The sequence below is a fragment of the Cyanobium sp. ATX-6F1 genome, assembly GCF_047395825.1.
In the GTDB taxonomy this organism is placed as follows: Bacteria; Cyanobacteriota; Cyanobacteriia; order PCC-6307; family Cyanobiaceae; genus ATX-6F1.
The window spans coordinates 1,148,987-1,173,370 of the sequence record NZ_JBCEBF010000001.1 but is presented as its reverse complement, the minus strand read 5'-3'; the positions used below and the strand labels follow the sequence as shown (position 1 = coordinate 1,173,370).

Sequence of the window (24,384 nt, the reverse complement as noted above, 5' to 3'; positions counted from 1 at the left end):
GACACCAGTAGACGTTGGGCGGGTGATGTCGTCTTCGACTCGACGTCCGCACCAGAAAAAAGCCCCTGGTCAACGACCAAGGGCTCGGGTTCAGGGGTGTCTGGTGGGGATCAGACCTCCTGGGCAACAGGGGCTGCAGTTACGGCGGGGCCAACGTTGTCGTTGGCCCCGCCCAGGCCGACCACCTCTGCCGGGGCGTGCCCTGTCTGCTCAGGTGTAGCGGCTGCCTTGCTCTTCCTGCGGGGCTGGCCCTCAGCGTGCTGGGACTGCACGGTGGGGGCTTCAGTCGGCGCGGGCTCGTCACCTTCCCCCGTGGCCAGTTCGGACGGTTGGGAGGGCTCTGTGGAGGCAGTGACCTCGACCGCCTTGGGCTGAACGGTCACCACCGCGTTGGTGGCGGCGTCCTCCGAGTTGAGTTCTCCGAAGAGGCCGTCGATCACGACGGGCTGGTAGCGGTTCTCCATGGCACGGCTATTGCTGGCCTTCCAGGAGGTAGCTAAACCATGCCGGACCAATCGGTTCAGGGGTCGACGACCAACGCATTCATCTGGACCACCGGTTTGGCCAATCTCGGCAACTACCGCAGCCGCAGTGACGCCGTTGGGGCAAGACGGACTCAGGCGGCGTAGAGCACGTAAAGCGGTACGTTCACGGGGTTGCAGTTCATCTTCAGCTGTTTCCAGCTTGAAGACCAACGCTTCCTCCTCGACCCGCTTCCCTGATTCGAAGATCCCGTCGTCATTGAGCCTGATCGTCATGTTCTGCTCTGGGCCATGGCGGCCTTTGGTGTGCAGCTTGATCAAGCTCCCACCGAGCTCACTGAGGGTCACGATCTGGGACGCAGCCGCAGGAATGGCAGAGCTGCCACGGCTTCTACCGGTGGCGTAGCTGACGTGGTGGAAGCAACAAACCCGTGGTGTTCGTGCCCAATAGCGCCTTGGATAGGGCTCGCAATGGTTCGGCCACCTTCACAGAACTTTCGCCGATCCTGAGCGGACAGAAGAACGAGTGCAAGGTGTCGACGATCATCAACGAACCAGGCTGGGCAAGGGCCATGCGCCGAATGGCATCGATGCCGTTCTGGTGCGGTGGGAAGCAGTTGCCCTCGTGGAAGAGGGTGATTCCAGCCTGCAAGCGTTCGTTGCCTTCATGGTCTCGCTGACACAAGCCAGCCTTTCCGAGCATCGTCATCCAGACAGCCTCCGGCATATCTGGGCCAAAAATGATCACCTGCGGCGGCGTCATGGGTGTCACTGCCCGGTCAATGAAACTGCCCTTCTTGCCAAGAAGGGCTGCCACTAGACCCACGGCAAGTCTGGTCTTGCCGACCTTCGGCGGAGCAACCATCAGGGTAAGAACGCCCCGAGGAACCACACCTTCCAGCAACCAATCGGGCTCGTTAGTCACGATTGGATCGGCTGCAGTCACGCCGAGGCCCATGAGTGCCTCTGGAGTTTCTGCGGTCCGGTTGCAGTCGGCCTGAGCCAATAGCGTTTCGATGTCCCTTCGGGGGACTGAAAGCTTCAGTGCTCTAGCAATTTCACGCAGAATCAGGAGAGCTGTTGTCGTGTCGAGGCCCCTGCTAGGAGTTTGTTGCCAATTGAGCAGCGAACCCCTGGCCACAGCGGATCGACCCCTGAGCTGAATAGCTGAGACTCCGTCCTTCTGCTGTCCGGGCCCCATCGATGGGCCTCAGTCAGCCGCTGCTACACCGGCCAACGCTTCTGCTGCCACTCATCCCGATGCTGCCACCAGCGCCTGTTGCTGTGATCGCCTGAACCTGAACAACTTGAGCAGGTTGTGGGTGGCAGCGATCAGATGCCACTCGTTGTTCACCTTCTCCAGACCCCGCAGCAGGAATCGGCGTAGGCCCCGGGCTTCTTTGATCTGCCCATTTACCGGCTCCACGATCGCCTTGCGCTGGGCGTAGATCTTGGCGCCCTTCTTGCTTCTGAGCTTGCGGGCCATGCGGGTTTTTGCATCGGCGTCTCTGGCTAAAGGTCCTCGCTTGGGCGGTGGCGGCTGGCCGTGTGGCAGGCGGCCGGTGGCGATGTATCCATCAATGCCCTGATCGGTGCAGGCGTTGGCGTTTGCCTCGCTCCAGTAGCCCGCATCCATCGTCATCACCGTGGGCAGTGCACCGGCGCTGGCGGCGATGCGCTCCAGCATGGGTTCCAGGTGCTCGACGTCCGGCGGTTGGCTGCTCACCCCGAGCGCCACGATCACCTGGTGGTCGCTGTCCACCGCCAACTGGCAGTTGTAGCCCTGCAGATAGGACCCACCTGACTGCATCAGATGACTCTGGGGATCGGTGAAGTTGCGCTGGGCCTTGGTGGTTGGGGTGCCGTCGGCTTTCCGGGCCAGACCACGGTGTGGCATCGCGTCAGCAGCAAGTGGCTCCAGATCCGGCGGCTCCACGCCAGCGACCTCGGCGGCCTTGATCGCAGCCTCCCGGGCAGCCTTGGCCTTTGCTGCTGCCGCCTCGGCTTTCTTGTTCAGCTCGGCCTGCTCTGCTGGCGATGCCTCCGCGTCCTGCGCGGCAGTGGCTTGGGCCCTGGCCGCTTCTGCCTCCTCGTGCCGCTGACGCGCTGCAGCAGCAGCGGTCTCCGCTTCCATCTCCTTGCGGGCCTGACGGATCCTGGCCAGCCGATCCTGCCGCCGCCGCAGTTCGTCGGGCAGGTCGCTGCCGCGGTTGCTCTTGCCGTAGCGACGATCCTCCTGGGCATCAAGGATCTCGGCCTTGCGCATCAAGGCATTGATCTCCTGCTGCAGCTGCTTCTCCGCCCTGAGCATGCGCTCGTGGCTCATGGCTTTGTGCTTGGAGGCATTGGCCTGAATCTTGGTGCCATCAAGGGCCACATGGCCGAGGCTCACCATGCCGGCCTTCTGGCACAGGCGCAGGATCTGAACAAATAGACCCCTCAGGGCATCGAGGTTGCGGCGCCGGAATTCGCTGACGCGGCTGTGGTCTGGCTGCTGGTTGCCCGTCAGCACCCGGAAGGCCAGGTCCTCGTAGCAGGCCCGCTCGATCTTGCGGGAGGAGACGATGCCCACGCAGTACGCGTAAAGCAGCAACATCGTCATCATCCTGGGGTCAAACCCTTTCTCCCCACGTGGATCTTTGCTCTGAGCGGGGATCAGGACCTGTGATAGATCCAGCTCATCCACCAGATCAAGCAGGAAATACACCTGGTGATCATCCGAGAGCCAATCACTCGGTGATGGCGGCAGCAGGGTGGTCTGCTCCGGCTGCCAGGGGCGGAAGGACTTGGGCTTCTGCATGCCCCATTCTGGTGGCCAGACCCATTGCTGTCACTGGGATCTGGGCAGATTTATGGGCGTCTGTGGAGAGCTCGGCCGCTGATCTACGCGCAACAGGCTCCTAGCAACTGCATCGACGTGGACCCTGAACTCGCTGATCTTTCCTTCGACCTCATAGGGCACCTCGGTTGCCGCGCATCCATTGGGAGACGTGGTGTCCGTGCCGGTGGTGGGCTGCTCAGCGGCAGGAGAGCCGAGCTCCTCCACAAGCGGCGTGGTGCCGTTGCTGGCGGCCACTGCCGTTGCGGTGCTGGAGTCCATGGTGTCGGGCTCTGGCTGGTCGCCAGGATCGATCGGCCGGCTGGCGTGATCAGTGTTGTTGCCGTTGTCAGGTGTAGCGGAGGCGAATTTGTCGTCCATGGTTAGAAGAAATAGATTCAAACGTATAAATGCTCTGCTGGCACTGGTTGGTATTGACATCCAAGTTGCTGGGATGATGCAACCCCACGGGGAAACATCACCGCCACCGCAATGGAATGTTGGAGGAACTCCCACCACCTTGCCTCTACAGAGCTTCCGTGCGGTGGTGTTAGTTCTGCCCCCCAGTTCTTGTGCCGCGGCTCAACAACCCCCGATGACTCAGGGCTGCCAGGCAGCGTTCAACCCGCCAGACCATCGGCGAATTGCGGTGAGGCCCGTACCGGAAGTGCTCTCCTACGTTGAGCACGCCTGCCTTGGCATGACGCTTTAGCGTGTCCGTGCTTAGGCCAAGGGCTATAGCCGCCTGGCCGGTACGCAGCCACAGCTCTGGATGCTGAGCCTGGGGCTTGAGTTTGGATTTACCCGCAGGAGTCAAAGCTCCCCGGGTACTTCCGCGCTGGGGAGGTCGACCTCCCGTGAGGCGAGAATCTTCGGAGTTGCCCCCAAAGTTCGAGTCGATCAGATTCGCAATCATTAGTAGCCATCAATGGAACTGATGTGGCTACTCGCTTTGGTTACGTGTGGGTTGTAAAAATATTGGTTGGGCGTGAGGGTTACGTAGAGGGCTATGTAGTGGGTTGTGTAGTGGGTTGTGTTGTACGCGAGCAAGTGTCGGCCAGGGTGAGACTCGCTGGCTGAACCAGGTTGTCTCACTTATGGTACATCGTTGGTTCTGGCCAGCTTCAAGAGCCCTGCTGGAGGGCTCAACTGCTGCGGCTTCGGGAACCCCCGGTTGGGCAGCAGGAAGACGGGTTGGAAGTAGGAAGCACCAAACACTGGAATCAGCATTGCACATGCTCTTGCGGGGGGTCAATAGGGGTGAAGGTGCGGTTGACCGACCTCTTGCTGATCATCTCGGTGCTATATCCCCAGCGTTCCCAGTTGGATCCTGGGATGCGTGGCCCGCCACCCAATCGGCGGGTCCAATGAGTGTCGACAGAGAGGATCTGCCCAGTCGGGGCTATACAGAACATGCTCCCTGACTGGGTCTGTACACTCTGAACGTGCTTTTTCAGACAGTGCCCCCCGATTTCTTCCTGCCACGATCACCGTCGGCGGGCCAGCCGCTCTGGTGCTGGCGGTGACGCCTCGGGCTGCAGCTGCTCGATCCGCTCGCGGGCTTGGGTGAACGCAGCCTCCTGGACCTCGACGTCGGACCAGGTCCCATACGCACTGTTGTGGGTGAGCGCGGAATGGCCCATTGAATCAGCTGAGGCCCGCACGGTAAGGCCGCCATCCTGGTGGGCTCGGAGGGCATAGCCGTGTCTGAGGGAGTACGGAGTGAGCTTCTCTCCGCGGGCGGCCGCTTCCTGTTTGAGTTCTTGCCAGATCGGCCGGCGGTCGAGATAGACCCTCAGGGCTTTCGATGTTTCGCCGTCGGTGGCCCCCAGTGGCGGTAGTCCCGGTTCTCCCGAAGCCAGTTTCGCAACGGCCCTTGCCGTCAGACCCGGAAGACCAACAGGATCGAGCCCCAGGGCAAGGCGTGGCTTGGTACTGCCTCTGCTCGTGCGCTTGCGGTAGCTGACCCTCAGCGAGGCACCGTCAGCACCGGGGGAGCAGTGCTTGAGTTCCACGGGCCTGAGCCCAAAGCAGACCAGCAGCTCGACGGCCAGCCGCCAGCGCGGATCAGCTATCCCTTCAAGGAGCCTGACGATGTCCGGGCTCTTGAGCGGTGTCGAATCTCGCTTGGGCGTGAGCCGCTTGCCGATATAGTCCGACAAGCTCGGTGGTGGCAGCCACCGCTTGGGAACTCCCCGCTTGTCGACGGCGTACCGCAGGAACTGGGCTGCATAAAGGATCCGTTGGCGGCGGCCCTGGGTGCCGGGTGCACCGCCGTAGGCATCTCGCAAGGTGGCAAGGACTGCGGGGCCATCTCGTGGTGCCGGCCGCTGGTCCATCACCTCCAAAAGCTGATTCATCACCGGGAGGTACATGCTCTCCCAGGTGCTCAGCTTGATCTCGCCGGAGTCCTCGTTCTTGTGCTTCCGAAACGCCTCGACCAGTACCGGCCAGTTGGTGGCCCCTTCAGCCGGTGACGACGCTTGGTCACCGGCTGTGAGCTGCTCAACAGCGTCGGCCAGGCTCAGCCCGACATCTTCCATCTGATGGATGGCCTGAAGCCGCGTCAGCACCGCCGTGGAGCTCGAGCTGCTCCACGGCAAGTCGAGGACCACACTGCTGCGTCCTCCGTCGGGTAGCCGACGCGTCAGCTTGACCTTCCCGCTTTGCGGGTCGAGCGTCCATCCGCGACCGTGCTCACGACGCACCAACGACCGCAACTCCTTCACCCAAGCAGGCACGGGGGCTCGAGCTGCGGCTGACATGTCTCAAGCTCAGCGAGAGCCGTTGTTAGCGTAAAAACTAGCGTAAAGCTGCTCTAGCGGGCCTGTTCATGGGGGTGCAGCGGCTTGGGCCTGGTGGCCAAAACCCTTGTGCTGGAGGCGGTTTGGGGTATGCCCGATGCCGGTTTCGAACCAGCGACATCCTGCTTGTAAGGCAGGCGCTCTACCGCTGAGCTAATCGGGCGATCGTTCCATTCTGAGGGATCAGCTCCCCCAACGGCCCCGGCTCCTCCGGGGGGCCTAGAGCAGGTAGATGATCCCGAACAACACCACCCAGATGCCATCGACGAAGTGCCAGTAGAGCTCGGCGGCCTCCAGGCCGAAGTGCTCATGGCTGGTGATCGAGCCACCCTCACGAGCCTGCCACCAGACAATCAGCATCAACATCACCCCAAGGCTGACGTGCAGGCCGTGAAAGCCCGTCAGCACGTAGAAGGTGCTGGCATACAGGTTGCTGGTGAGACCGAAGGGGAGGGTGAAGTACTCGCGCATCTGGCTCACCAGGAACGCCGCCCCGAGCGCCACGGTGATCATCAGCCAGAGGCGGCAGCCGGCTGAATTCTCGGCGCGCAGCAGCTTCGCGGATCGATGGAAGGTGGAAGCTGCTGAGCACCAGCAACACCGTGTTGATCGTGGGCAGCAGCAGTTCGAGCTCGTAGATCCCACCGGTGGGCAGGGGATTGACGGCCCGGAAGGTGAGGTAAGCCGCGAACATGCCGGCGAAGGTCATGCCATCGGCCACCAGGAACAACACCAGGCCGAACAGACGGAAATCTCCGTGCTCTTCGTGCTCATGCGCCTCGGGCGAGTCCTGCAGCTCGGGGCTGATGGAGGGAAGGGTGGTCATGGTTGGGGCTCCGCTCCGTAGCCGTAGGGGTGACGCACATGGGGAGCTGGTCCGTGCCAGTTCTCCACCGGGGGCGGAGAGCTGGTGAGCCATTCGCTCGTGAGCGCTCGCCAGGGATTATCTCCGGCCACCTTGCCGTTGAAGTAGCTGGCGATGACGTTGTAGAGGAAGGGCAGGGTGCTCAGGGCCATCAGCAGGGCGCCGACGCTGCTGATCTGGTTCAACAGGGTGAACTGCGGGTCGTATTCCGCCACCCTCCTGGGCATGCCATTGATGCCCAGCCAGTGCTGGGGACCGAAGCAGAGATTGAACCCGATGAAGGTGAGGGCGAAATGCACGAGGCCAAGGCGCTCGTCCAGCATCTTGCCGGTGAACTTGGGATACCAGTGGTAAATGGAGCTGAAGATCACGAAGACCGTTCCGCCATAAACGATGTAATGGAAATGGGCGACCACGAAGTAGGTGTCGTGCACGTGGATGTCGAAGGGCACCTGGGCCAGGGCCACGCCTGTGATGCCGCCAAGCACGAAATTGACGATGAAGGCACAGGCGAAGAGCATGGCGGAATTCAGGGCAATTCTTCCGCCCCAGAGCGTCGCCAGCCAGTTGAAGAACTTGATGCCGGTGGGCACGGCAATGAACGAGGTGGCGATCGTGAAGAACAGCCGCATCCAGGGGGCGTGCCGCTGGTGAACATGTGATGGGCCCAGACGATCAGGCCCAGGAACACGATCGCCAGAATCGAATACACCATGGTGGTGTAGCCAAACAAAGGCTTGCGCGCATGCACCGGCAGGATCTCGCTCACGAGCCCGAAGGCCGGCAACACCATGATGTAAACCGCCGGGTGGGAATAGAACCAGAACAGATGCTGATACACCACCACGTTGCCGCCCTGGCCTGGGTTGAAGAAGCCCGTGTGGGCCACGATGTCGAAGGCCAGAAGGATCAGGGTGCCCGCCAGCACCGGCGTGGACAGCACCACCAGAATGCTGGTGCCCAGCATGGCCCAGCAATACATTGGTAACTCCATGAGCTTCAGCCCTGGGCGGCGCAGCTTCAGGATCGTGGCGATGAAATTGATGCCCCCGAGGATGGAGCTGCCCCCCAGCAGAATCACGCTGAAGATCCAGACCAGCTGCCCCGCCGCTGGTGTGGTGAGGCTCAAGGGGGATAGGCCGTCCAACCCGACTGGGACGCCCCACCGATGAAGTAGCTGGTGATCAGCATCACCCCGGCGGGCGGAATCAACCAGAAGGCAATGGCATTGAGGCGGGGGAAGGCCATATCACGGGCGCCCACATAGAAGGGCACCAGATAGTTGCCGAAGGCCCCGTTCACCACCGGAACGATCCACAGGAAGATCATGATCGTGCCGTGGAGTGTCAGCACCTCGTTGTAGGCCTCACGGCTGAGGAAGTCAGAGATCGGAGTGGTCAGCTCGGTGCGGATCATCCCCGCCAGGACACCGCCCACGAGATAGAAAAAGAAGCTCGTGACCAGATACTGAATACCGATCACCTTGTGATCGAGGCTGAAGCCGAAGTAACGCCGCCAGTCCTCAGGCTCCGGCCCGTCGAAGAGCCCAGGGGATGGGGAGGTGGAGGTGGTGGTGGTCATGGCTGGAGATTCCCTCAGGCGGCAACGGGGTCGGGGCTGTTCTGCTTCAGCCACTGCTCGTAGGCATCTTGCCCGTGCACCACCACCGACGTGCGCATGCCGCCGTGATAAGGCCCGCACAGCTCAGCACAGATGATCGGGTAGGTGCCTTCCCGGGTGGGGGTGAAGGCAAGCACGGTCGGCTGGCCCGGAATGATGTCCTGCTTGAGGCGGAACTGCGGCACCCAGAAGGCATGGATCACATCGTTGGCCTTCATGTGCAGTTCCACCGGCTGACCCACGGGCACATGCAGCTCGCCGCTGATGATGTTGCTGGAGGGGTAGCTGAAGATGAAGGCGAACTGCATCGCCGTGACATCCACCGTCGTGGCAGGAGCCACGCCGGCGCTGGTGCCGATGCCCCCCCAGACCTCGCCCTCGGGTGGCGCCGCCATGGTCGCCATGGCCTCCATCGAATGCATGCCGCCGTGGTCCCCGAGGGAGGTCATGCCGCCCATGCGGTCATAGATGTTGTAGCTGTAGAGGCCGACGAACAACACGACCACAGCCGGAATGGCGGTCCAGACGATCTCCAGGGGCAGATTCCCCTCGATCGCCGCCCCATCGCTGACATCACCGTCACGGCGCCGAAAGCGGACCATGCTGTAGATCAGCACCCCGAAGACCCCCAGGAACAGGATCGTTCCGATGCTGTACAGCACTTGAAACAGCTGGTCGTAGAGCGGAGCGTTGAGGCTGGCCTGCACCGGCAACAGCGAATGGTCGCTTCCCACCCAGAGGCCGATGAGGATGGTCGCCACGACCAGGGCGACGACGAGCACCCTCGAACGTACGGAAACCAAGCTCAGGCGGGCAAATCGGCTTTCACATTATGGAAAGCGGACCCTTTGGCGCGATCGCCGGGGGTTTGTGTTGAAGGACGGATCGAAACCGGGCCGAGGTCCAGGGGCGCCCCCTCAACCGCCGGCGGCGAAGGCGGAGAGCACCAGCACGGACAGCAACATGCCCGGAAGGAGCAGCATCACCAGCTGGCCCAGATCGTGGATGGTCATGGCCGAAGCAGTGGCATGGGGGTGAGGTTAAGCAGGCGATCCACTGAAACAGATGTTGACAGATTGATTCAAACCGGCCCGGCCTGCCTTAGCTGAGGACGAGCCCGACTGATCCCCCATGGACCGCCTCCAGGCCTACCAGCTCCGTTGCACCCTCACCTTCGGGGACATCTACGGCCAGATCATGATCTGGATGGTGGTCATCTTCGTGAGCCTGGCGGCCGGCATGGCGCTGATGGGGGCGAGCAGCCCGATCTATGCCCTGGTGGTGGTGGGCGTGATCCTTGTGCTCTCCCTGCCCTTCCTGCTGTTCGCCTTCACCACAACCCTGCTGAACCACATCGCCCTCGATCCGTCGGCCGATCCGGTCCAGGCGCCCTGATCCATGGCCAGCGGCCGCGAGCACGACCGCCTGACCCTGTGGCTCAGCCTGCCCTTCGCCCTGCTCTGGTGGCCGGCCTTGGGCCCATCGGGGGCGGCCACGGCCCTGGTCAGCTTTCTGGTGGGGGGCCTCTGGCTCTCCCCTGACCTCGACACCCCCTCCAACCCCACCCGCCGCTGGGGCCCCTGGCGCTGCTCTGGCTCCCCTACCGCAAGCTGCTGCGCCACCGCTCCTCCCTCTCCCACACGCCGTTGGTGGGCACCGCCGGGCGGTTGCTTTATCTGTCGGCGGTGCTGGTGGCCCTGGGCCTGCTGCTGAAGCCCCTGGGGCTGGTCCACATGGGTCTGATGGGCCCCGCCCGGGCCCTGGCGGCGGCTGAGCAGCTCTGGCGGCAGCAACGGCCCCTGGTGCTGCTCGCCTTGGTGGGGCTGGAGGCCAGCGCCTGGCTGCACCTGCTCCAGGACGGCGATCCCATGCCCAAGCGGCCACGGCTGTTGAGGCGTAACTCGCTGTTGAGACGCAACTCGCTGTTGAGACGCAGATGGCTGTTGAGACGGCGGCGCCAGCGATCGATGCGAAGGTGAGCGCCCGTGAGGGCCCCAATCCCAGACCACCGCCATGAGCGCCGCGCCTCCCCTGAGACCGCCACCACCGACGCCCTCGCCGAGCTGGTGGCCGTGGTGGACCGGCTGCGCGATCCCGAAGGCGGCTGCCCCTGGGACCTCAAGCAGACCCACAGCTCGCTGATCCCCTACGTGCTCGAGGAGGCCCACGAGGTGGCCGATGCCATCCGCCACGGGGACGACGAGCACCTGTGCGAGGAGCTCGGGGACCTGCTGCTGCAGGTTGTGCTGCACGCCCGCCTCGCCTCAGAGGAGGGCCGTTTTGACCTGGCGCAGGTGGCCCGGGGCATCAGCGCCAAGCTGATCCGGCGTCATCCCCACGTGTTCGAGCCGGAGAACGGCTCCCCCGCCACCTGGGAGGCGATCAAGGCGGCCGAGCGGGCCGCCCGCGGCGCCGCAGAGAGCAGCCTCAGCGATCGGCTGCGCGAGCAGGTCCGCGGCCAGTCGGCCCTGAGCGGGGCGATGACCATCTCGAGAAAGGCCGCCGCGGCCGGCTTCGAGTGGGAATCGATCGCAGGGGTGTGGGGGAAGGTGGAGGAGGAGCTGGGGGAGCTGCGGGAGGCGGTGGCCAGCGGTGATCGGGCCCACGCCCAGAGCGAGCTGGGGGATCTGTTGTTCACCCTGGTGAACGTGGCCCGCTGGTGCGATCTGGATCCCGAGGAGGGCCTCGCCGGCACCAACCGTCGCTTCCTGGCGCGCTTCGCCCGGGTGGAGGAGGCCCTCGGGGGCGAGCTGGAGGGCCAGAGCATCGAGCGGCTCGAAGGCCTGTGGCAGCAGGCCAAGGCCGCGATCCGCGCCGAGACCACCAGCGCGGAGGCGAGCTGCTCCGGGGAAGCCCGCCCCTGAGGTGTGCGGGACGACAACGGCGAACCGCTTAGCTGGGAAGACCCGATCAAGCCCCCCATGGACTCCAACGACGGCTGGGTGGATGAGATCCACGCCGGCTGCCGCTACGGCATGAAGGCCACGGTGCTGGTGGACACCCACAGCCCCTTCCAGCGGGTGACCGTGATCGACAGCGAGCCCTATGGCAAGGCGCTGCTGCTCGATGGCTGCTGGATGACCGCCGAGCGCCAGGAGCGCCAGTACCACGAATCGCTGGTGCACCCGGCCCTCACCTCGGCGGCCTCGATCGAGCACGTGCTGGTGATCGGCGGCGGCGATGGGGGCACCGCCCGCGAGGTGCTGCGCCACCGGGGCGTGCGCCAGCTGGACATGGTGGAGATCGATGGGCTGGTGGTGGAGCTCTGCCGCGAGCACCTGCCCAGCCTGGGGGCCACGGCCTGGGATGACCCCCGCTTCCAGCTCACGATCGGCGATGGCCTCGCCTGGGTGGCCGCGGCCCCAGACGCCAGCTACGACGTGGTGATCGTCGATGGCTCCGACCCCGCCGGCCCCGCCGAAGGCCTGTTCAACGAAGCCTTCTTCCAGAACTGCCGGCGCCTGCTCAGACCCGGGGGCGTGTTCGCCACCCAGAGCGAATCCCCCGAGGCCTTCCGCGCCGTGCACATCGACACCGTGCGCCTGCTGCGGCAGGTGTTCGGCCACGCCGATCCGCTCTACGGCTGGGTGCCCATGTACCCCAGCGGCTGGTGGAGCTGGATCTTCGCCGCCGTGGATGGCCCCCGCTACCTCACGCCCCAACGGGAACGGGCCGAAGCGGTGGCGGCGGGCTGCGAGATCTGGAGCCCCCGCTGGCAGGGCGGCGCCTTCGCGGCGGTGCCGGCGGCGATCGAGCGGGAGCTCAAACGATGAGTGAGCTATTTGATCAAGGGCTGTTTGACACAGATGGCGCCATCTACATGGCCAGCCGCCGGGACCCCGCCGGCTGCCGCGTCGGCCTGTTCGGAGTGCCCTACGACGGCACCACCTCCTTCCGCCCCGGCACGCGCTTCGGGCCGGCGGCGATCCGTGAGGTGAGCAGCGGCCTGGAGACCTACGACCCCCAGCTCGACCTCGACCTGGAGGAGGCCGCCATCGCCGATCTGGGCGCCCTTGACATCCCCTACGGAGCCCCCGAACCCGTGGTGGAGGCCGTGGGCCGCGCCACCCGGGCGGTGATGGGCCTTGGCCTCAAGCCCCTGATGCTGGGCGGAGAGCATTCGATCAGCAGCGGCGCCGTGGCGGCGGTGGCCGAACGGCACCCGGAGCTGGTGCTGGTGCAGCTCGATGCCCACGCCGACCTGCGCGAGCAGTGGCTGGGGGCCCGCCACAGCCACGCCTGCGCCATGCGCCGCTGCCTGGAGGTACTGCCCAGCGGCGACCTGCTGCAGATCGCGATCCGCAGTGGCACCCGCGAGGAGTTCGGCGAACTGCGCCGCAGCGGCCGCCTGATCGGCCTCGATGGCCTGGTGGCTGCCCTCACCCCCTGCGCGGGCGGCCCTTGTACCTGACGGTGGATCTGGACTGGTTCGATCCGGCGGTGCTGCCGGGCACGGGCACCCCCGAACCCGGTGGCTTCTTTTGGCACCACTTCGCGGCCCTGGTGGACGAACTCCGCCATCACCAGCTGGTGGCCGCCGATGTGGTGGAGCTGGCACCCCAGCTCGATCCCAGCGGTGTCAGCGCGGTGCTGGCCGCCAAGGTGGTGCGAAGCCTGTTGCTGTTGCTGGATCAGTAGCAGCAGGTGCCGCTGGTGCGCTGCTCGCGCAAACGGTCGTGCTGCTGGGCGATCAGGTGCACCGCCAGGGTGGGGTGGTTGTGCAGCAGGTTCAGGAACCGCAGCCGGTCGAGCCTGATCAACTCAACGGGCGTTCGGGCCACCGCCGTGTGGCGATAGGGGCCTTCACTCCAGACAATGTCCTGATAACTGAACAGTTCACCGGGGCGATAACACAACGTGTCGCCCTGATCACCAATCAATTCGACAATTCCACGGCGCACGGCATAGATGGAGTCGGCCGATTCACCGGGGGTGAAGACATGGGTGGCCGTGGGAAACGTGAGGACCTCACTGTCGATCTGAGCGCCGAGGAGCTCAGCAGGAGTCGAACTTGCCAGCAGCGTGACCAATAACCCACCTCAGCAACGAAATTTGGATGATCCCCCACATTGACAGCCGCTGAGGCCGTTTCAAGTGCCGATCAGCACCTTCTGGCCCCGAATCGATGACAAGCCGTCTCAGCCCTCGAACAGCAGCGGCGTGAGCGCCAGTTGCTGGCTGACGCCAAGGGGTGACGAATCTGCGCCAGTGAGGCTGGTGCCCTCGCCACCCTGGCCGGTGAGAGGCAGCCGCGGCGGCAAGGGTGTCCAGTGGTGGCACCAGAACTCGCCACTGAGCTCGGGATGGATCGCCAGGCGCCGCAGCTTGCACCAGCCCATCCCCGCCGCCGTGGGGGGCGCAATGGAGACAACTGCGGCAGCTGGGGCGCTTGCCCATTGAGGCGGAGAATTTTGGTCACTCAACTTAATGAGAAGCCTTCCCCAACACCTGTGTGCGGACCGAACCTGCGGGAAGTCTTCGGATTCGGGCCCGGCCCCATCCAGCCAGGGGCCTCCATAGGATCCGCCCCATCCCCGCGCCCGACCCCGCCATGGCCGACGCCCTGCAGCGCACGCCCCTGTTCGAGGCCGCCCGCGCCGCCGGCGGCCGCCTGGTGCCCTTCGCCGGCTGGGAGATGGCGGTGCAGTTCGCCGGCCTGGTCCAGGAGCACCAGGCGGTGCGCCAGCACTGCGGCGTCTTCGACATCTCCCACATGGGTGTGCTGACCCTGCGCGGCGACGGCGTCAAGGAGGCCCTCCAGGCCCTGGTGCCCAGCGATCTGCACCGCATCGGCCCCAGCGAGGCCTGCTACAGCGTGCTGCTCAACGAGGCGGGCGGCATCCGCGACGATCTGATCGTCTACGACCGCGGCCGGGTGGCGGGCCCCGAAGGCGAAACCGATGAGCTGGTGCTGGTGATCAACGCCGCCTGCGCCGACGCCGACACCGCCTGGATCCGCAGCCAGCTGGAACCGCTGGGGTTCGAGATCACCGATCGCAAAGGCGACGGGGTGCTGCTGGCCCTGCAGGGGCCCGAGGCGGCCAGACGCCTGGAGGCCCTCAGCGGGGCCGATCTCTCCGGCCTGCCGCGCTTCGGCCACCGGGAGCTGGCCCTGGCGGGCACGGCCACCGGCGCCGCCCTGGGGGCGCCCGTGTTCGTGGGGCGCACGGGCTACACCGGCGAAGACGGCTTCGAGCTGCTGCTGGGGCGTGAGGCGGGCCTGGCCCTGTGGCAGCAGCTGCTGGCAGGCGGTGTGAGCCCCTGCGGCCTGGGCGCCCGCGACACCCTGCGCCTGGAGGCGGCGATGCACCTCTACGGCAACGACATGGACGCCACCACCACCCCGCTCGAGGCCTCCCTGGGCTGGCTGGTGCACCTGGAGATGCCGGCCACCTTCATCGGCCGCGAGGCCCTGGAGCGCCAGACGGCCGAGGGGGTGGGACGCCGGCTGGTGGGCCTCAAGCTCTCGGGCCGCGCCATCGCCCGCCACGGCTACCCGGTGCTCCTGGGCGGCCAGGAGGTGGGGGAGATCACCAGCGGCACCTGGTCGCCAACCCTGGGGGAAGCGATCGCCCTGGCCTACGTGCCGGCCGCGGCCGCCAAGGTGGGCACGGAACTGGCGGTGGAGATCCGCGGCAAGTCCGAACCGGCGCTGGTGGTGAAGCGGCCCTTTTATCGGCGTGCCTAGTGCCGTGGGAAAATCCCTGATTCATCTCTCTCCCCCATGCGCAGCCACGGATGCGGTGACCTGCGCAGCGCTGACGCCGGCCAGTCGGTCCAGCTCTGCGGCTGGGTCGACCGGCGCCGGGACCACGGCGGGGTGATCTTCATCGACCTGCGCGACCGCAGCGGCACCGTCCAGATCACGGTCGATCCGGATCGCGGGGATGGTGCCTTCGCCGCCGCCGAGCAGCTGCGCAGCGAGTTCGTGCTGCAGATCCAGGGCACGGTGCGCCAGCGGCCGGCCGACTCCCTCAACGAGCGCCTCGCCACCGGCGCAGTGGAGGTGCTGGCGGAAACGATCACCGTGCTGAACACGGTCAAGCGCACCCTGCCCTTTGCGGTCTCCGTCCACGACGACGAGAGCGTGCGCGAGGAGCTGCGCCTGCGTCACCGCTACCTGGACCTGCGCCGCGAGCGCATGAACGGCAACCTGCGCCTGCGCCACAAAACCATCCAGACCGCCCGCCAGTACCTGGAGGCCGAGGGCTTCATCGAGGTGGAAACCCCCGTGCTCACGCGCTCCACCCCCGAAGGCGCCCGCGACTACCTGGTGCCCTCGCGGGTCAACGGCGGCGAGTGGTTCGCCCTGCCCCAATCCCCCAGCTGTTCAAGCAGCTGCTGATGGTGGGCGGCCTCGAGCGCTACTACCAGGTGGCCCGCTGCTTCCGCGATGAAGACCTGCGCGCCGATCGCCAGCCGGAATTCACCCAACTGGACATCGAGCTGAGCTTCACCACCCAGGAGCAGATCCTGGCGCTCAACGAGGGCCTGATCGCCGCGATCTGGAAGGCCGTCAAGGGCATCGAGCTGCCCCGGCCCTTCCCGCGGCTCACCTGGACGGAAGCGATGGAGCGCTACGGCACCGACCGGCCCGATACCCGCTACGGCCTGGAGCTCACCAACGTGAGCGACATCGTGGCCACGAGCGGCTTCAAGGTGTTCTCCGGCGCTGTGGCCGCCGGCGGGGCCGTGAAGTGCCTCGCGATTCCCGGCGGCAACGAGGCCCTCAGCAACGTGCGCATCAAGCCCGGCGGCGATGTGTTCGCTGAAGCCACCGCCGCCGGCGCCGGCGGCCTGGCCTTCATCCGGGTGCGCGAGGGCGGCGAGATCGACAGCATCGGCGCCATCAAGGACAACCTCTCAGAAGCGGGCAAGGCCGAACTGCTGCGCCGCACGGGCGCGGTGCCCGGCACCCTGCTGCTCTTCGGCGCCGGCGAGACCGCGACGGTGAACAAGGCCCTCGATCGAGTGCGCCAGTTCCTGGCCAAGGAGCTGGGCCTGGTGGCCGAAGGGCGCGCCAATGACACCTGGAACTTCCTCTGGGTGGTGGATTTCCCGATGTTCGAGTTCAACGCCGGCGAACACCGGCTCGAAGCCCTCCACCACCCCTTCTGCGCCCCCAACTCAGGCGATCTGGGCAACGATCCGGCCGCCTGGGCCGAGCGACTGCCAGGCGCCCGCGCCCAGGCCTACGACCTGGTGCTCAACGGGCTCGAACTCGGCGGCGGCTCCCTGCGCATCCACGATTCCGCCCTGCAGCGCCAGGTGCTGCAGACCATCGGCCTGCCTTTGGAGGAGGCGGAGCGTCAGTTCGGCTTCCTGATCGAAGCCCTCGACATGGGGGCCCCGCCCCACGGCGGCCTGGCCTTCGGGCTCGATCGGATCGTGATGCTGCTGGCCGGGGAAGAATCGATCCGCGACACGATCGCCTTCCCCAAGACCCAGCAGGCCCGCTGCCTGCTCACCGGCGCCCCCGCCGGCGTCGCGCCCCAGCAGCTGGCGGAGCTGCATGTGGCCAGCACCTGGGTGGATCCTCAATAGGCTGAGCCCCTGCGCCCAGCCTTCATCCATGGCCCACGCCCCCAGCCTGTCCGCCCCTTCGATCGACATCGGCATCCCCGAGGCCCAGCGCCAGGCCATCGCCGAGGGGCTGGGCCGGCTGCTGGCGGACAGCTACGTGCTCTACGGCAAGACCCACGGCTTCCACTGGAACGTCACCGGGCCGATGTTCAACACGCTCCACCTGATGTTCATGGACCAGTACACGGAGCTGTGGACCGCCCTGGATGTGATCGCCGAGCGCATCCGCGCCCTGGGCTTTCCCGCCCCCTTCGGCGGCGCCCGCTTCGCGGCCCTGGCCTCGATCAGCGAAACCGAAGGTGTGCCCGCCGCCCTGGAGATGGTGCGCGAGCTGGTGAAGGGCCACGAGGCGGTGGCGCGTACCGCCCGCGGCGTGTTCGCCACCGCGGCTGAGGCCAACGACCAGCCCACGGCCGATCTGCTCACCCAACGGTTGCAGATCCACGAGAAAACCGCCTGGATGCTGCGCAGCCTGCTAGAGGGCTGACACCCCCGTAGATTGGGTGGTCCCTGAGGTGCCCATGGCCAGCCCCGCCGCCGCCCGCAGCCACGCCGCCAAGTTCGTCTTCGTGACCGGCGGGGTGGTCTCCAGCATCGGCAAGGGCATCGTGGCCGCCAGCCTGGGCCGGTTGCTGAAATCCCGGGGTTACAGCGTCTCGATCCTCAAGCTCGATCCCTACCTGAACGTGGATCCGGGCACCATGAGCCCCTACCAGCACGGCGAGGTGTTCGTCACCCAGGACGGCGCCGAGACCGACCTGGATCTGGGCCACTACGAGCGCTTCCACCGACACCGCCATGTCGCGCCTCAACAGCGTGACCACCGGCTCGATCTACCAGGCGGTGATCAACAAGGAGCGCCGCGGCGACTACAACGGCGGCACGGTGCAGGTGATCCCCACATCACCGGTGAGATCCGCGAGCGCATCCACCGGGTGGCGGCCAACAGCGGCGCCGATGTGGTGATCACCGAGATCGGCGGCACCGTCGGAGACATCGAATCGCTTCCGTTTCTCGAGGCGATCCGGGAATTCCGCGGTGATGTGGGACGCCACGACATCGCCTACGTGCACGTCACCCTGCTGCCGTTCATCGGCACCTCGGGCGAACTCAAGACCAAGCCCACCCAGCACTCGGTCAAGGAGCTGCGCTCGATCGGCATCCAGCCCGATGTGCTGGTCTGCCGCAGCGACCGCGCGATCACCAGCGAGCTCAAGGCCAAGATCGGCGGCTTCTGCGGCGTGTCCACCGACGCCGTGATCCAGGCCCTCGACGCCGACAGCATCTACGCCGTTCCCCTGGCCATGGAGCGCGAGGGCCTCTGCCGCCAGGTGCTGGACGTGCTGGGGCTCGAAGACCACGAGAGCGACATGGCCCGCTGGGCCGAGCTGGTGCGCAAGCTGCGCAACCCCGGCCCGGAGGTGAAGGTGGCCCTGGTGGGCAAATACGTCCAACTCAACGACGCCTACCTTTCGGTGGTCGAAGCCCTGCGCCACGCCTGCCTCGAGCGCGACGCCTCGCTGAACCTGCACTGGATCTGCGCCGAGCAGATCGAAACCCAGGGCGCCGACACCCTGCTTCGGGGCATGGATGCGGTGGTGGTGCCGGGCGGTTTCGGCCACCGCGGCGTCGATGGCAAGGTGGCGGCGATCCGCTGGGCCCGGGAGCAGCGGGTGCCGTTCCTGGGGCTCTGCCTGGGGATGCAGTGCGCCGTGATCGAGTGGGCGCGCAACCAGGCGGGCCTGGAGGGGGCCACCAGCGCCGAGCTCGACCCCGAGAGCCCCCATCCGGTGATCCACCTGCTGCCCGAACAGCAGGACGTGGTGGATCGGGGCGGCACCATGCGCCTGGGGGTCTACCCCTGCCGGCTGGTGCCCGGCACCCTGGGGCAATCCCTCTACGGCGAACAGGTGGTCTACGAGCGCCACCGCCACCGCTACGAGTTCAACAACGCCTACCGCAGCCTGTTTCTGGAATCGGGCTACGAGATCAGCGGCACCTCCCCCGATGGGCGCCTGGTGGAGTTGATCGAACTCAAGAACCACCCCTTCTTCACCGCCTGCCAGTACCACCCGGAATTCCTCTCCCGCCCCGGCCGGCCCCACCCCCTGTTCCGGGGGCTGATCGAGGCCGCCCAGCAACGGCTGCCCTCCTCACCGGAGGAGGCGTTCTCGCGCAGCGGCACGGCGCTCAGCGGCTGAGGGTGAGGGCTGAGGCCTAAATCTTCTTGAGCGAATCGGTCTTGTCCTTGAAGTCGGAGAGCAACAGCTGCAGGTAGGTCACCTTGCGCAGCTTGATGTTCGCGGTCAGCGACATGCCCACCTGCAACGGCAACAGCTGGCCGCTCTTGAGCTTCAAGGTTTGTCTTGAGAGCTGGATCTGGGCCGGGAAGCGGTAGGTCTGCTTGAGCTGGTCGGGGGGCAGGGCATCGGAGCCGATTTCCTTGACCGTTCCCTCGATCACGCCGAAATCGGAGGAGGGGAAGGAGTCGATGCTGATCTCCGCCGGCTTGCCGACGCGCACGAAGCCGATCTTGTTGCTGGGGATCTCCACCTTGGCCAGCAGGTTGGCGTAGGGCACGATCTTCATGATCGGTTCGCTGCCCTGGGCCACGAAGCCGGGACCCGTGGGCTTGAGGTCGAACACCACCCCGTCCACGGGAGAACGGATGTCCTGGTAGCGGATGTTCACCCTCAGCTCGGTGAGCTTGCTGCCCAGATCCGCCAGTTCGCCCTTGAGCTGCTCGATCGCCTGCTCCACGATTGCGCTCTGGCGCAGGCGATCCACCCGGGTCTTGTCGAGTTCGCCCTGCACCTCCTTGACCTTGTTGCGCTGCTGCAGGTACTGGAGTTCGGCCGTGGCCCCCTGCTTCTGCAGAGTTTCGAGGCGATCGAGGATCTCCTGCTCCAGGTCGCGGTTGCGGCCCAGCACCCCCTGTTCGGTGTCGTTGAGGTTGAGGTAGCGGGCCAGCTCCACGGTCTTGAGCCGCAGCTGCTCTTCCTTGGCGGCGATGGTCTGGATCAGGCTGCGCTGGCGATCGAGGGTGGCCTCGTTGTCGAGGCGCAGCAGCACCTGGCCACTCTTCACGCGTTCGCCGTCCTTGACGAGCATCCTGTCGAGCACACCACCCACGGGCATCTGCACGATCTTGACGTTGCCGATCGGCTCCAACTTGCCGGGGGCCACCACCACCTCCTCGGTCTTGGCCAAGGCCAGCCAGGCCAGCGCCAGGCCGGTGCAACCGATCAGGGTCCAGGTGAGGGTGCGGGCCAGAAAGCGCGACTGCTGCAGCGCCAGCTCCTCATGGCTGCTCTGCGCCCGCCGTTCGATGGCGCTCTGGGCGGCGCGTACGAGGGCGCCGGGTTTGTTCGGGCGGGCCATCAGCTGTCCTCCTGCTGCTGAACCAGGGCGTAGTAGCGGCCCCGTTGGGCCATCAGTTCATCGTGGGTGCCGCTCTCCACCACGGAGCCCTGGTGCAGCATCACGATCCGATCCACCCGGCGGATGGTGGAGAGCCGGTGCGTGATGAAGAACACCGTGGCGTGCTTCACGTTCTCGATCAGGTTGTCGAACACCTGGCGCTCGGTGGCGTAATCCAGGGCACTGGTGGCCTCATCGAGCACCAGCAGCTTGGGGCGGCTCAGCAGCGTGCGGGCCAGGGCGATCCGCTGACGCTGGCCCCCCGAGAGGCTTGCTCCTCTCTCGCCCACGTTGGTGCTGTAGCCGGCCGGCAATTCCATGATGAAGTCGTGGGCACAGGCCAGCCGGGCCGCCGCCACGATCGCGTCGCTGCTGGCATCGGGGTCGGTGAGGGCGATGTTCTCGGCCACGCTGCCGGAGAACAGCAGCGGATCCTGGGGCACGATGCCGATCTGACGACGCAGGGAATACAACTCAACTTTGTCGATGTCGTGGCCATCGATCAGGATCCGGCCGCTCTGGGGGGAATAGAGACGTGAGAGCAGCTTGGTGAGGGTGCTCTTGCCGCTGCCGCTCTGACCCACCACGCCCACGAAGGTGCCGGCGGGGATCGACAGATCGATGTGGCTGAGCACCGACGCGGTGCCGCTCTGGAAGCTGAAGCTCACATCATCGAAGCGGATCTCCCCATCGATCGGGGGCAGGGGGATCTTCTGCTTGTCGGCGTCGTCGGATTCCTCCGGGGTGTCGACCACATCCGCCAACCGCTCAAAGGACACCTTCAGCTCCTGGATCGTCTGCCAGATCGAGGAGAGCCGCAGCAGCGGCTGGGTGACATAACCGCTGATGATGCGGAAGGCGATCAGTTGACCCAAGGTGAGCTCCCCCTTGAGCACCAAGGTGGTGCCCACCCACAGCACCAGCAGCTGGGAGAGCTTCTGGAGCACCTGGCTGGTCTCGTTGAGGGCCGTGCCGGTGATCGTTTTCTCGAAGCTTCGGGCGATGTACTTGGCGTAGAGGTCCTGCCATTTCCAGCGGCTGATCATCTCCACGTTCTGGGCCTTCACGGTCTGGATGCCGCTGAGCACCTCCACCAGGTGGCTCTGGGTGCGCGCGTTCTCCTGGGCGGCGTCGCGGTACTGGCGCCGGAACAGGGGGCCCCCAGCACGGTGAGCAGCACCTGGATCGGCACCACGCAGAGGGCGATCAGCGTCAGCAGCCAGCTGTAGATCACCATCACCACGATGTAGATGACGGAGAAGGCCGCATCCAGCAGGGTGGTGAGCGCCTGGCCGGTGAGGAAATTGCGGATCTTCTCCAGCTCCGCGATCCGGGTGCCCAGTTCCCCCACCGGGCGCCGGTCGAAATAGCCCAGGGGCAGCCGCAGCAGGTGATCGATCACCTCGGCGCCGAGCCGCATGTCGAGGCGGTTGGTGGTTTCGGTGAACAGGAAGGTGCGCAACGAGCCGATCACCCCTTCCATCAGGGTGACCACCACCAGGGCGATGCCGAGCACCTGCAGGGTGTCGAGGCTGCGCTGGTTGATCACCTTGTCGATGATCACCTGGATCAGCAGGGGGTTAGCCAGGCTGAACAGCTGAACGACGAACGAGGCCAGCAGCACCTGGAAGAGGAGGCCGCGGTAACGGCTCAGGGCGGGCCAGAACCAGCTGAAGCCGAACTTCTGCTCCGGCGTGGCGTTGCTGCGCTCCACCAGCAGCAGATCGATGCCCTCGGGGAAAACCTCCGCAAGACGGCCTGGTGGCAGCTCCACCCAGCCCTCCCGGGGCGAGGCCAGCAGCAGGCCGCGGGCGTTGCTGAAGCGCACCAGGGCGAAGCCCCCTGCCAGGGGATCAGGGCCGGGGTCATCAGCCGCGTGCCCTGGGAGGCCGGCACGCGCACGCCGCTGACATGCAGCCCCATCATCGCCGCCAGGTTGCCGCAGAGCTGCAGATCGGGGGTCTGGCCGCGGCGCAGGGCATCGCGCAGGATCTTCTCGATCGCGTCGCGGCGGAAGGGCAAGCGCAGCTCCGCCGCCAGCATCTGGAAGCAGGCGAGGGTTTCTTCCAACGGGCCGTTGCCGCGCAGCAGCCGGAAAACGGGGCGATCCCGTTGGCCCAGATCAAGGCCGGAGGCCAGGGGCGGACCGGCGAGATCGGAGGAGCCGGCGGCCACCAGGGCCGATCCTTCCCCATCCAGCAGCTCGGCCTCGAGAACGGGCGCCGCCCCGATCTCCGTCTCCAGGGCCCTCGGCAGGGCGATCAACCGGGGCGGCAGCGGCGGCAGGGCCTGGGGCACCCCGGCGGCGGGCTCCAGGCGGCTGCCGATCGGATGGCGCTCGATGTTGTTGCTGGAGACCAGCAACACCTGATCGGCGTCCAGCAGCTCCAGCACCGCTTGGCTCGGGGCCACCAGCCGGGCCTCGGGCCGGATCCGCTCGAACTGCTCCACCAGGGTGAGGTGGGTCTGGGGATGCTGGCGGCGCAGCTCCTGGATCAGGGCCGCCAGTTCGGCGCTGAACAGTTGGGCGGCGCACCAGGCCGCAAAGCTGGGTTCGCTCTGCAGCAACTGCAGCACCAGGGCATCGCCCAGGGCGGCGGCGGCCACGGGCTCGGCGGCGCTGACCTCCTCGCAGGGGCTCGCCCGCAGCAGCGAGGCCAGGCCGACAAACTCGCCGGGGCGCAGCTTCGTGAGCGTGAGCAGGCGGCCGCCCTCGCGCACCAGCAGCCGCGCCTCTCCCTCCAGCAGCAGCAGGATCTCGCTCGGGATCAGCGCAGCGCTGGAGAGGGACTGGCCGAGGGCGTAGCGATTGAGCCGGGCCTGGCCCTCCAGAAGGGCGCGGCCGGCGGAGGAAAGCCGCGCGAAGGCGGGATGGCCCAGCAGGGCCGCCAGGGAGGGGCCGCGCTCATCGGCCCACCGGGGCAGCGCCCGGCTGGGGCGGGGCCAACCCAGGTTCACCCGGCTGCTCCCGGGCCAGCCCGGCCAGCCGCTCAACCACCTGCTCCTCCACCCATTCCTCCAGCAGTTCAGCGGCCATCTGCCGGCGGGTGGCCTCATCGAGGCTGGCGTCGGTCTGGCTCTCGAGGCGCACCACCAGCCACCAGGTCTCCACATGGAACGGCTCCAGCAGCGCCCCCACCGCAGCCGTGCGCAGTCGCTCCAGCAACTGGGGGTGGGCCTGGGACAGGGGAACGGGGCCGACGATGCCGCGGGACTCCTTCTCCGGGCCCTCGGCATAGCGGGCCGCCAGCTCACTGAACTCGGCCTCGCCCTCGGCGATGCGCAGGTAGAGCTCCCGGGCCAGCCCCGCATCCCGCACGCGCAGCAGGCTGTAGACGATGCGATCGAGCTGGGGCTTGCGGCTCAAGAAGCGAGCTCCCGCCCGGGCCAGGAAACGTGCCTCCATGGCCCGCTGCAGTTGCAGGGGTTGCTCGGCCAGGGCGCGCAGATCCTCCTCACTGAGCAGGTTGGCGGCCAGGAAGCGGGCCAGGGCCTCAGGCTGCTCCAGGCCCCGCTCCCGCCGCACGGCCTCGAAGCGTTCCTGCCGCTCCTGCTCCTGCAGGGGAAAGCCCGCCGCCAGCTCGGCGAGCACCTGCTGCTTGAGCAGTGGCCGGAGCAGATTGTGGCGGGCCAGCTGTGACACCACGGCGGGGGTCAGCCACGGGTCGGAAGGCAAACGACCAAGGCGCGAATCAACCAAGGCTATGGGCGGGCGGTGGTGCGGACCGTTGTTGACGGATGGGTTGCTTAGGGTTCCACATTGAGCGTGCACGAGGCCACGTGGAGCGGCCC

15 protein-coding genes, 1 tRNA gene and 7 pseudogenes are annotated in these 24,384 nt (G+C 66.3%); 9 read left to right on the top strand and 14 right to left on the bottom strand.

The features are described from left to right. Positions 1-110: 110 nt before the first annotated feature. The 9 genes and pseudogenes from AAF143_RS06955 to coxB form a co-directional block, all read right to left on the bottom strand. Positions 111-830 (bottom strand): hypothetical protein, encoded by a 720-nt coding sequence (locus AAF143_RS06955; RefSeq protein WP_414026689.1) that lies wholly within the window; start codon positions 828-830, stop codon positions 111-113. A 43-nt stretch (positions 831-873) separates the two neighbouring features. Continuing rightward, a complete protein-coding gene (locus tag AAF143_RS06950; RefSeq protein ID WP_414026688.1) occupies positions 874-1,440 on the bottom strand; it encodes an AAA family ATPase in 567 nt (188 codons plus the stop codon). A gap of 294 nt (positions 1,441-1,734) precedes the next feature. After that, positions 1,735-3,282 carry an IS1182 family transposase gene (locus tag AAF143_RS06945; protein ID WP_414026636.1) on the bottom strand — a complete coding sequence of 516 codons (1,548 nt, stop codon included), beginning with the start codon at positions 3,280-3,282 and terminating at the stop codon, positions 1,735-1,737. 30 nt (positions 3,283-3,312) lie between these two features. Beyond that, positions 3,313-3,681: a hypothetical protein gene (locus AAF143_RS06940; protein WP_255010322.1), complete on the bottom strand. Its 369-nt coding sequence runs from the start codon at positions 3,679-3,681 to the stop codon at positions 3,313-3,315. 1,106 nt (positions 3,682-4,787) lie between these two features. Next, positions 4,788-5,915, bottom strand: a complete 1,128-nt coding sequence (locus tag AAF143_RS06935; RefSeq protein ID WP_414026687.1) for a hypothetical protein — start codon at positions 5,913-5,915, stop codon at positions 4,788-4,790. A gap of 280 nt (positions 5,916-6,195) precedes the next feature. Continuing rightward, positions 6,196-6,267 (bottom strand) — tRNA-Val (locus AAF143_RS06930). A gap of 56 nt (positions 6,268-6,323) precedes the next feature. Further along, positions 6,324-6,930: pseudogene (locus AAF143_RS06925) on the bottom strand (cytochrome c oxidase subunit 3). Continuing rightward, a pseudogene (gene ctaD / locus AAF143_RS06920) lies at positions 6,927-8,550 on the bottom strand (cytochrome c oxidase subunit I). The pseudogenes AAF143_RS06925 and ctaD overlap by 4 nt, the downstream one beginning before the upstream one ends. 14 nt (positions 8,551-8,564) lie before the next feature. Further along, on the bottom strand, positions 8,565-9,350 hold the full coding sequence (coxB, locus tag AAF143_RS06915) for a cytochrome c oxidase subunit II (RefSeq protein WP_255010329.1): 786 nt from the start codon (positions 9,348-9,350) through the stop codon (positions 8,565-8,567). Between the two features lie 370 nt (positions 9,351-9,720). Between coxB and AAF143_RS06910 the strand changes: the two genes are divergently transcribed. From AAF143_RS06910 to speB, 5 genes and pseudogenes are all read left to right on the top strand, one after another. Further along, positions 9,721-9,984 (top strand): hypothetical protein, encoded by a 264-nt coding sequence (locus AAF143_RS06910; RefSeq protein WP_255010332.1) that lies wholly within the window; start codon positions 9,721-9,723, stop codon positions 9,982-9,984. A gap of 3 nt (positions 9,985-9,987) precedes the next feature. After that, positions 9,988-10,568, top strand: a pseudogene (locus tag AAF143_RS06905) (metal-binding protein). Positions 10,569-10,574: 6 nt separating this feature from the next. After that, entirely contained in the window at positions 10,575-11,453 is an 879-nt protein-coding gene (mazG, locus tag AAF143_RS06900) for a nucleoside triphosphate pyrophosphohydrolase (protein ID WP_414026686.1), read from the top strand. 57 nt (positions 11,454-11,510) lie between these two features. Further along, positions 11,511-12,362 (top strand): polyamine aminopropyltransferase, encoded by an 852-nt coding sequence (speE, locus tag AAF143_RS06895; protein WP_255010439.1) that lies wholly within the window; start codon positions 11,511-11,513, stop codon positions 12,360-12,362. After that, a pseudogene (speB, locus tag AAF143_RS06890) lies at positions 12,359-13,227 on the top strand (agmatinase). Before speE ends, speB begins: the two are co-directional and overlap by 4 nt. Here speB and AAF143_RS06885 read toward each other — a convergent pair. Together AAF143_RS06885 and AAF143_RS06880 are read right to left on the bottom strand one after the other, a co-directional pair. Beyond that, positions 13,221-13,619, bottom strand: a complete 399-nt coding sequence (locus tag AAF143_RS06885; protein WP_255010341.1) for a cyclic nucleotide-binding domain-containing protein — start codon at positions 13,617-13,619, stop codon at positions 13,221-13,223. The pseudogene speB and the gene AAF143_RS06885 sit on opposite strands and share 7 nt — an antisense overlap. A 108-nt stretch (positions 13,620-13,727) precedes the next feature. Continuing rightward, a complete protein-coding gene (locus AAF143_RS06880; RefSeq protein WP_414026685.1) occupies positions 13,728-13,928 on the bottom strand; it encodes a hypothetical protein in 201 nt (66 codons plus the stop codon). A 212-nt stretch (positions 13,929-14,140) separates the two neighbouring features. Here AAF143_RS06880 and gcvT point away from each other — a divergent pair, with 212 nt between their 5' ends. From gcvT to AAF143_RS06860, 4 genes and pseudogenes are all read left to right on the top strand, one after another. Beyond that, positions 14,141-15,277 (top strand): glycine cleavage system aminomethyltransferase GcvT, encoded by a 1,137-nt coding sequence (gene gcvT, locus AAF143_RS06875; RefSeq protein WP_255010345.1) that lies wholly within the window; start codon positions 14,141-14,143, stop codon positions 15,275-15,277. Between the two features lie 36 nt (positions 15,278-15,313). Then, positions 15,314-17,133: pseudogene (aspS, locus tag AAF143_RS06870) on the top strand (aspartate--tRNA ligase). A gap of 28 nt (positions 17,134-17,161) precedes the next feature. Further along, positions 17,162-17,659: a Dps family protein gene (locus AAF143_RS06865; protein ID WP_255010349.1), complete on the top strand. Its 498-nt coding sequence runs from the start codon at positions 17,162-17,164 to the stop codon at positions 17,657-17,659. Between the two features lie 34 nt (positions 17,660-17,693). Then, positions 17,694-19,373: pseudogene (locus tag AAF143_RS06860) on the top strand (CTP synthase). Positions 19,374-19,389: 16 nt separating this feature from the next. On the opposite strand, the gene AAF143_RS06855 reads toward AAF143_RS06860, so the two are convergent. From AAF143_RS06855 to AAF143_RS06845, 3 genes and pseudogenes are all read right to left on the bottom strand, one after another. Next, the gene (locus AAF143_RS06855) at positions 19,390-20,553 is read right to left on the bottom strand and encodes an HlyD family secretion protein (RefSeq protein WP_255010354.1); all 1,164 of its coding nucleotides are present in this window, start codon (positions 20,551-20,553) and stop codon (positions 19,390-19,392) included. Next, positions 20,553-23,484 (bottom strand): annotated as a pseudogene (locus tag AAF143_RS06850) (ABC transporter transmembrane domain-containing protein). The gene AAF143_RS06855 and the pseudogene AAF143_RS06850 overlap by 1 nt, the downstream one beginning before the upstream one ends. 13 nt (positions 23,485-23,497) lie before the next feature. Beyond that, entirely contained in the window at positions 23,498-24,268 is a 771-nt protein-coding gene (locus tag AAF143_RS06845; protein ID WP_255010359.1) for a peptidylprolyl isomerase, read from the bottom strand. Positions 24,269-24,384 lie beyond the last annotated feature (116 nt).

Excerpts from the sequence above, each read along its gene's own strand:
- AAF143_RS06950 (WP_414026688.1), bottom strand. The coding sequence starts at position 1,440 with ATGGGCCTCGGCGTGACTGCAGCCGATCCAATCGTGACTAACGAGCCC.
- AAF143_RS06945 (WP_414026636.1), bottom strand. The coding sequence starts at position 3,282 with ATGCAGAAGCCCAAGTCCTTCCGCCCCTGGCAGCCGGAGCAGACCACC.
- AAF143_RS06940 (WP_255010322.1), bottom strand. The coding sequence starts at position 3,681 with ATGGACGACAAATTCGCCTCCGCTACACCTGACAACGGCAACAACACT.
- AAF143_RS06910 (WP_255010332.1), top strand. The coding sequence starts at position 9,721 with ATGGACCGCCTCCAGGCCTACCAGCTCCGTTGCACCCTCACCTTCGGG.
- speE (WP_255010439.1), top strand. The coding sequence starts at position 11,511 with ATGGACTCCAACGACGGCTGGGTGGATGAGATCCACGCCGGCTGCCGC.
- AAF143_RS06880 (WP_414026685.1), bottom strand. The coding sequence starts at position 13,928 with ATGGGCTGGTGCAAGCTGCGGCGCCTGGCGATCCATCCCGAGCTCAGT.
- gcvT (WP_255010345.1), top strand. The coding sequence starts at position 14,141 with ATGGCCGACGCCCTGCAGCGCACGCCCCTGTTCGAGGCCGCCCGCGCC.
- AAF143_RS06865 (WP_255010349.1), top strand. The coding sequence starts at position 17,162 with ATGGCCCACGCCCCCAGCCTGTCCGCCCCTTCGATCGACATCGGCATC.
- AAF143_RS06855 (WP_255010354.1), bottom strand. The coding sequence starts at position 20,553 with ATGGCCCGCCCGAACAAACCCGGCGCCCTCGTACGCGCCGCCCAGAGC.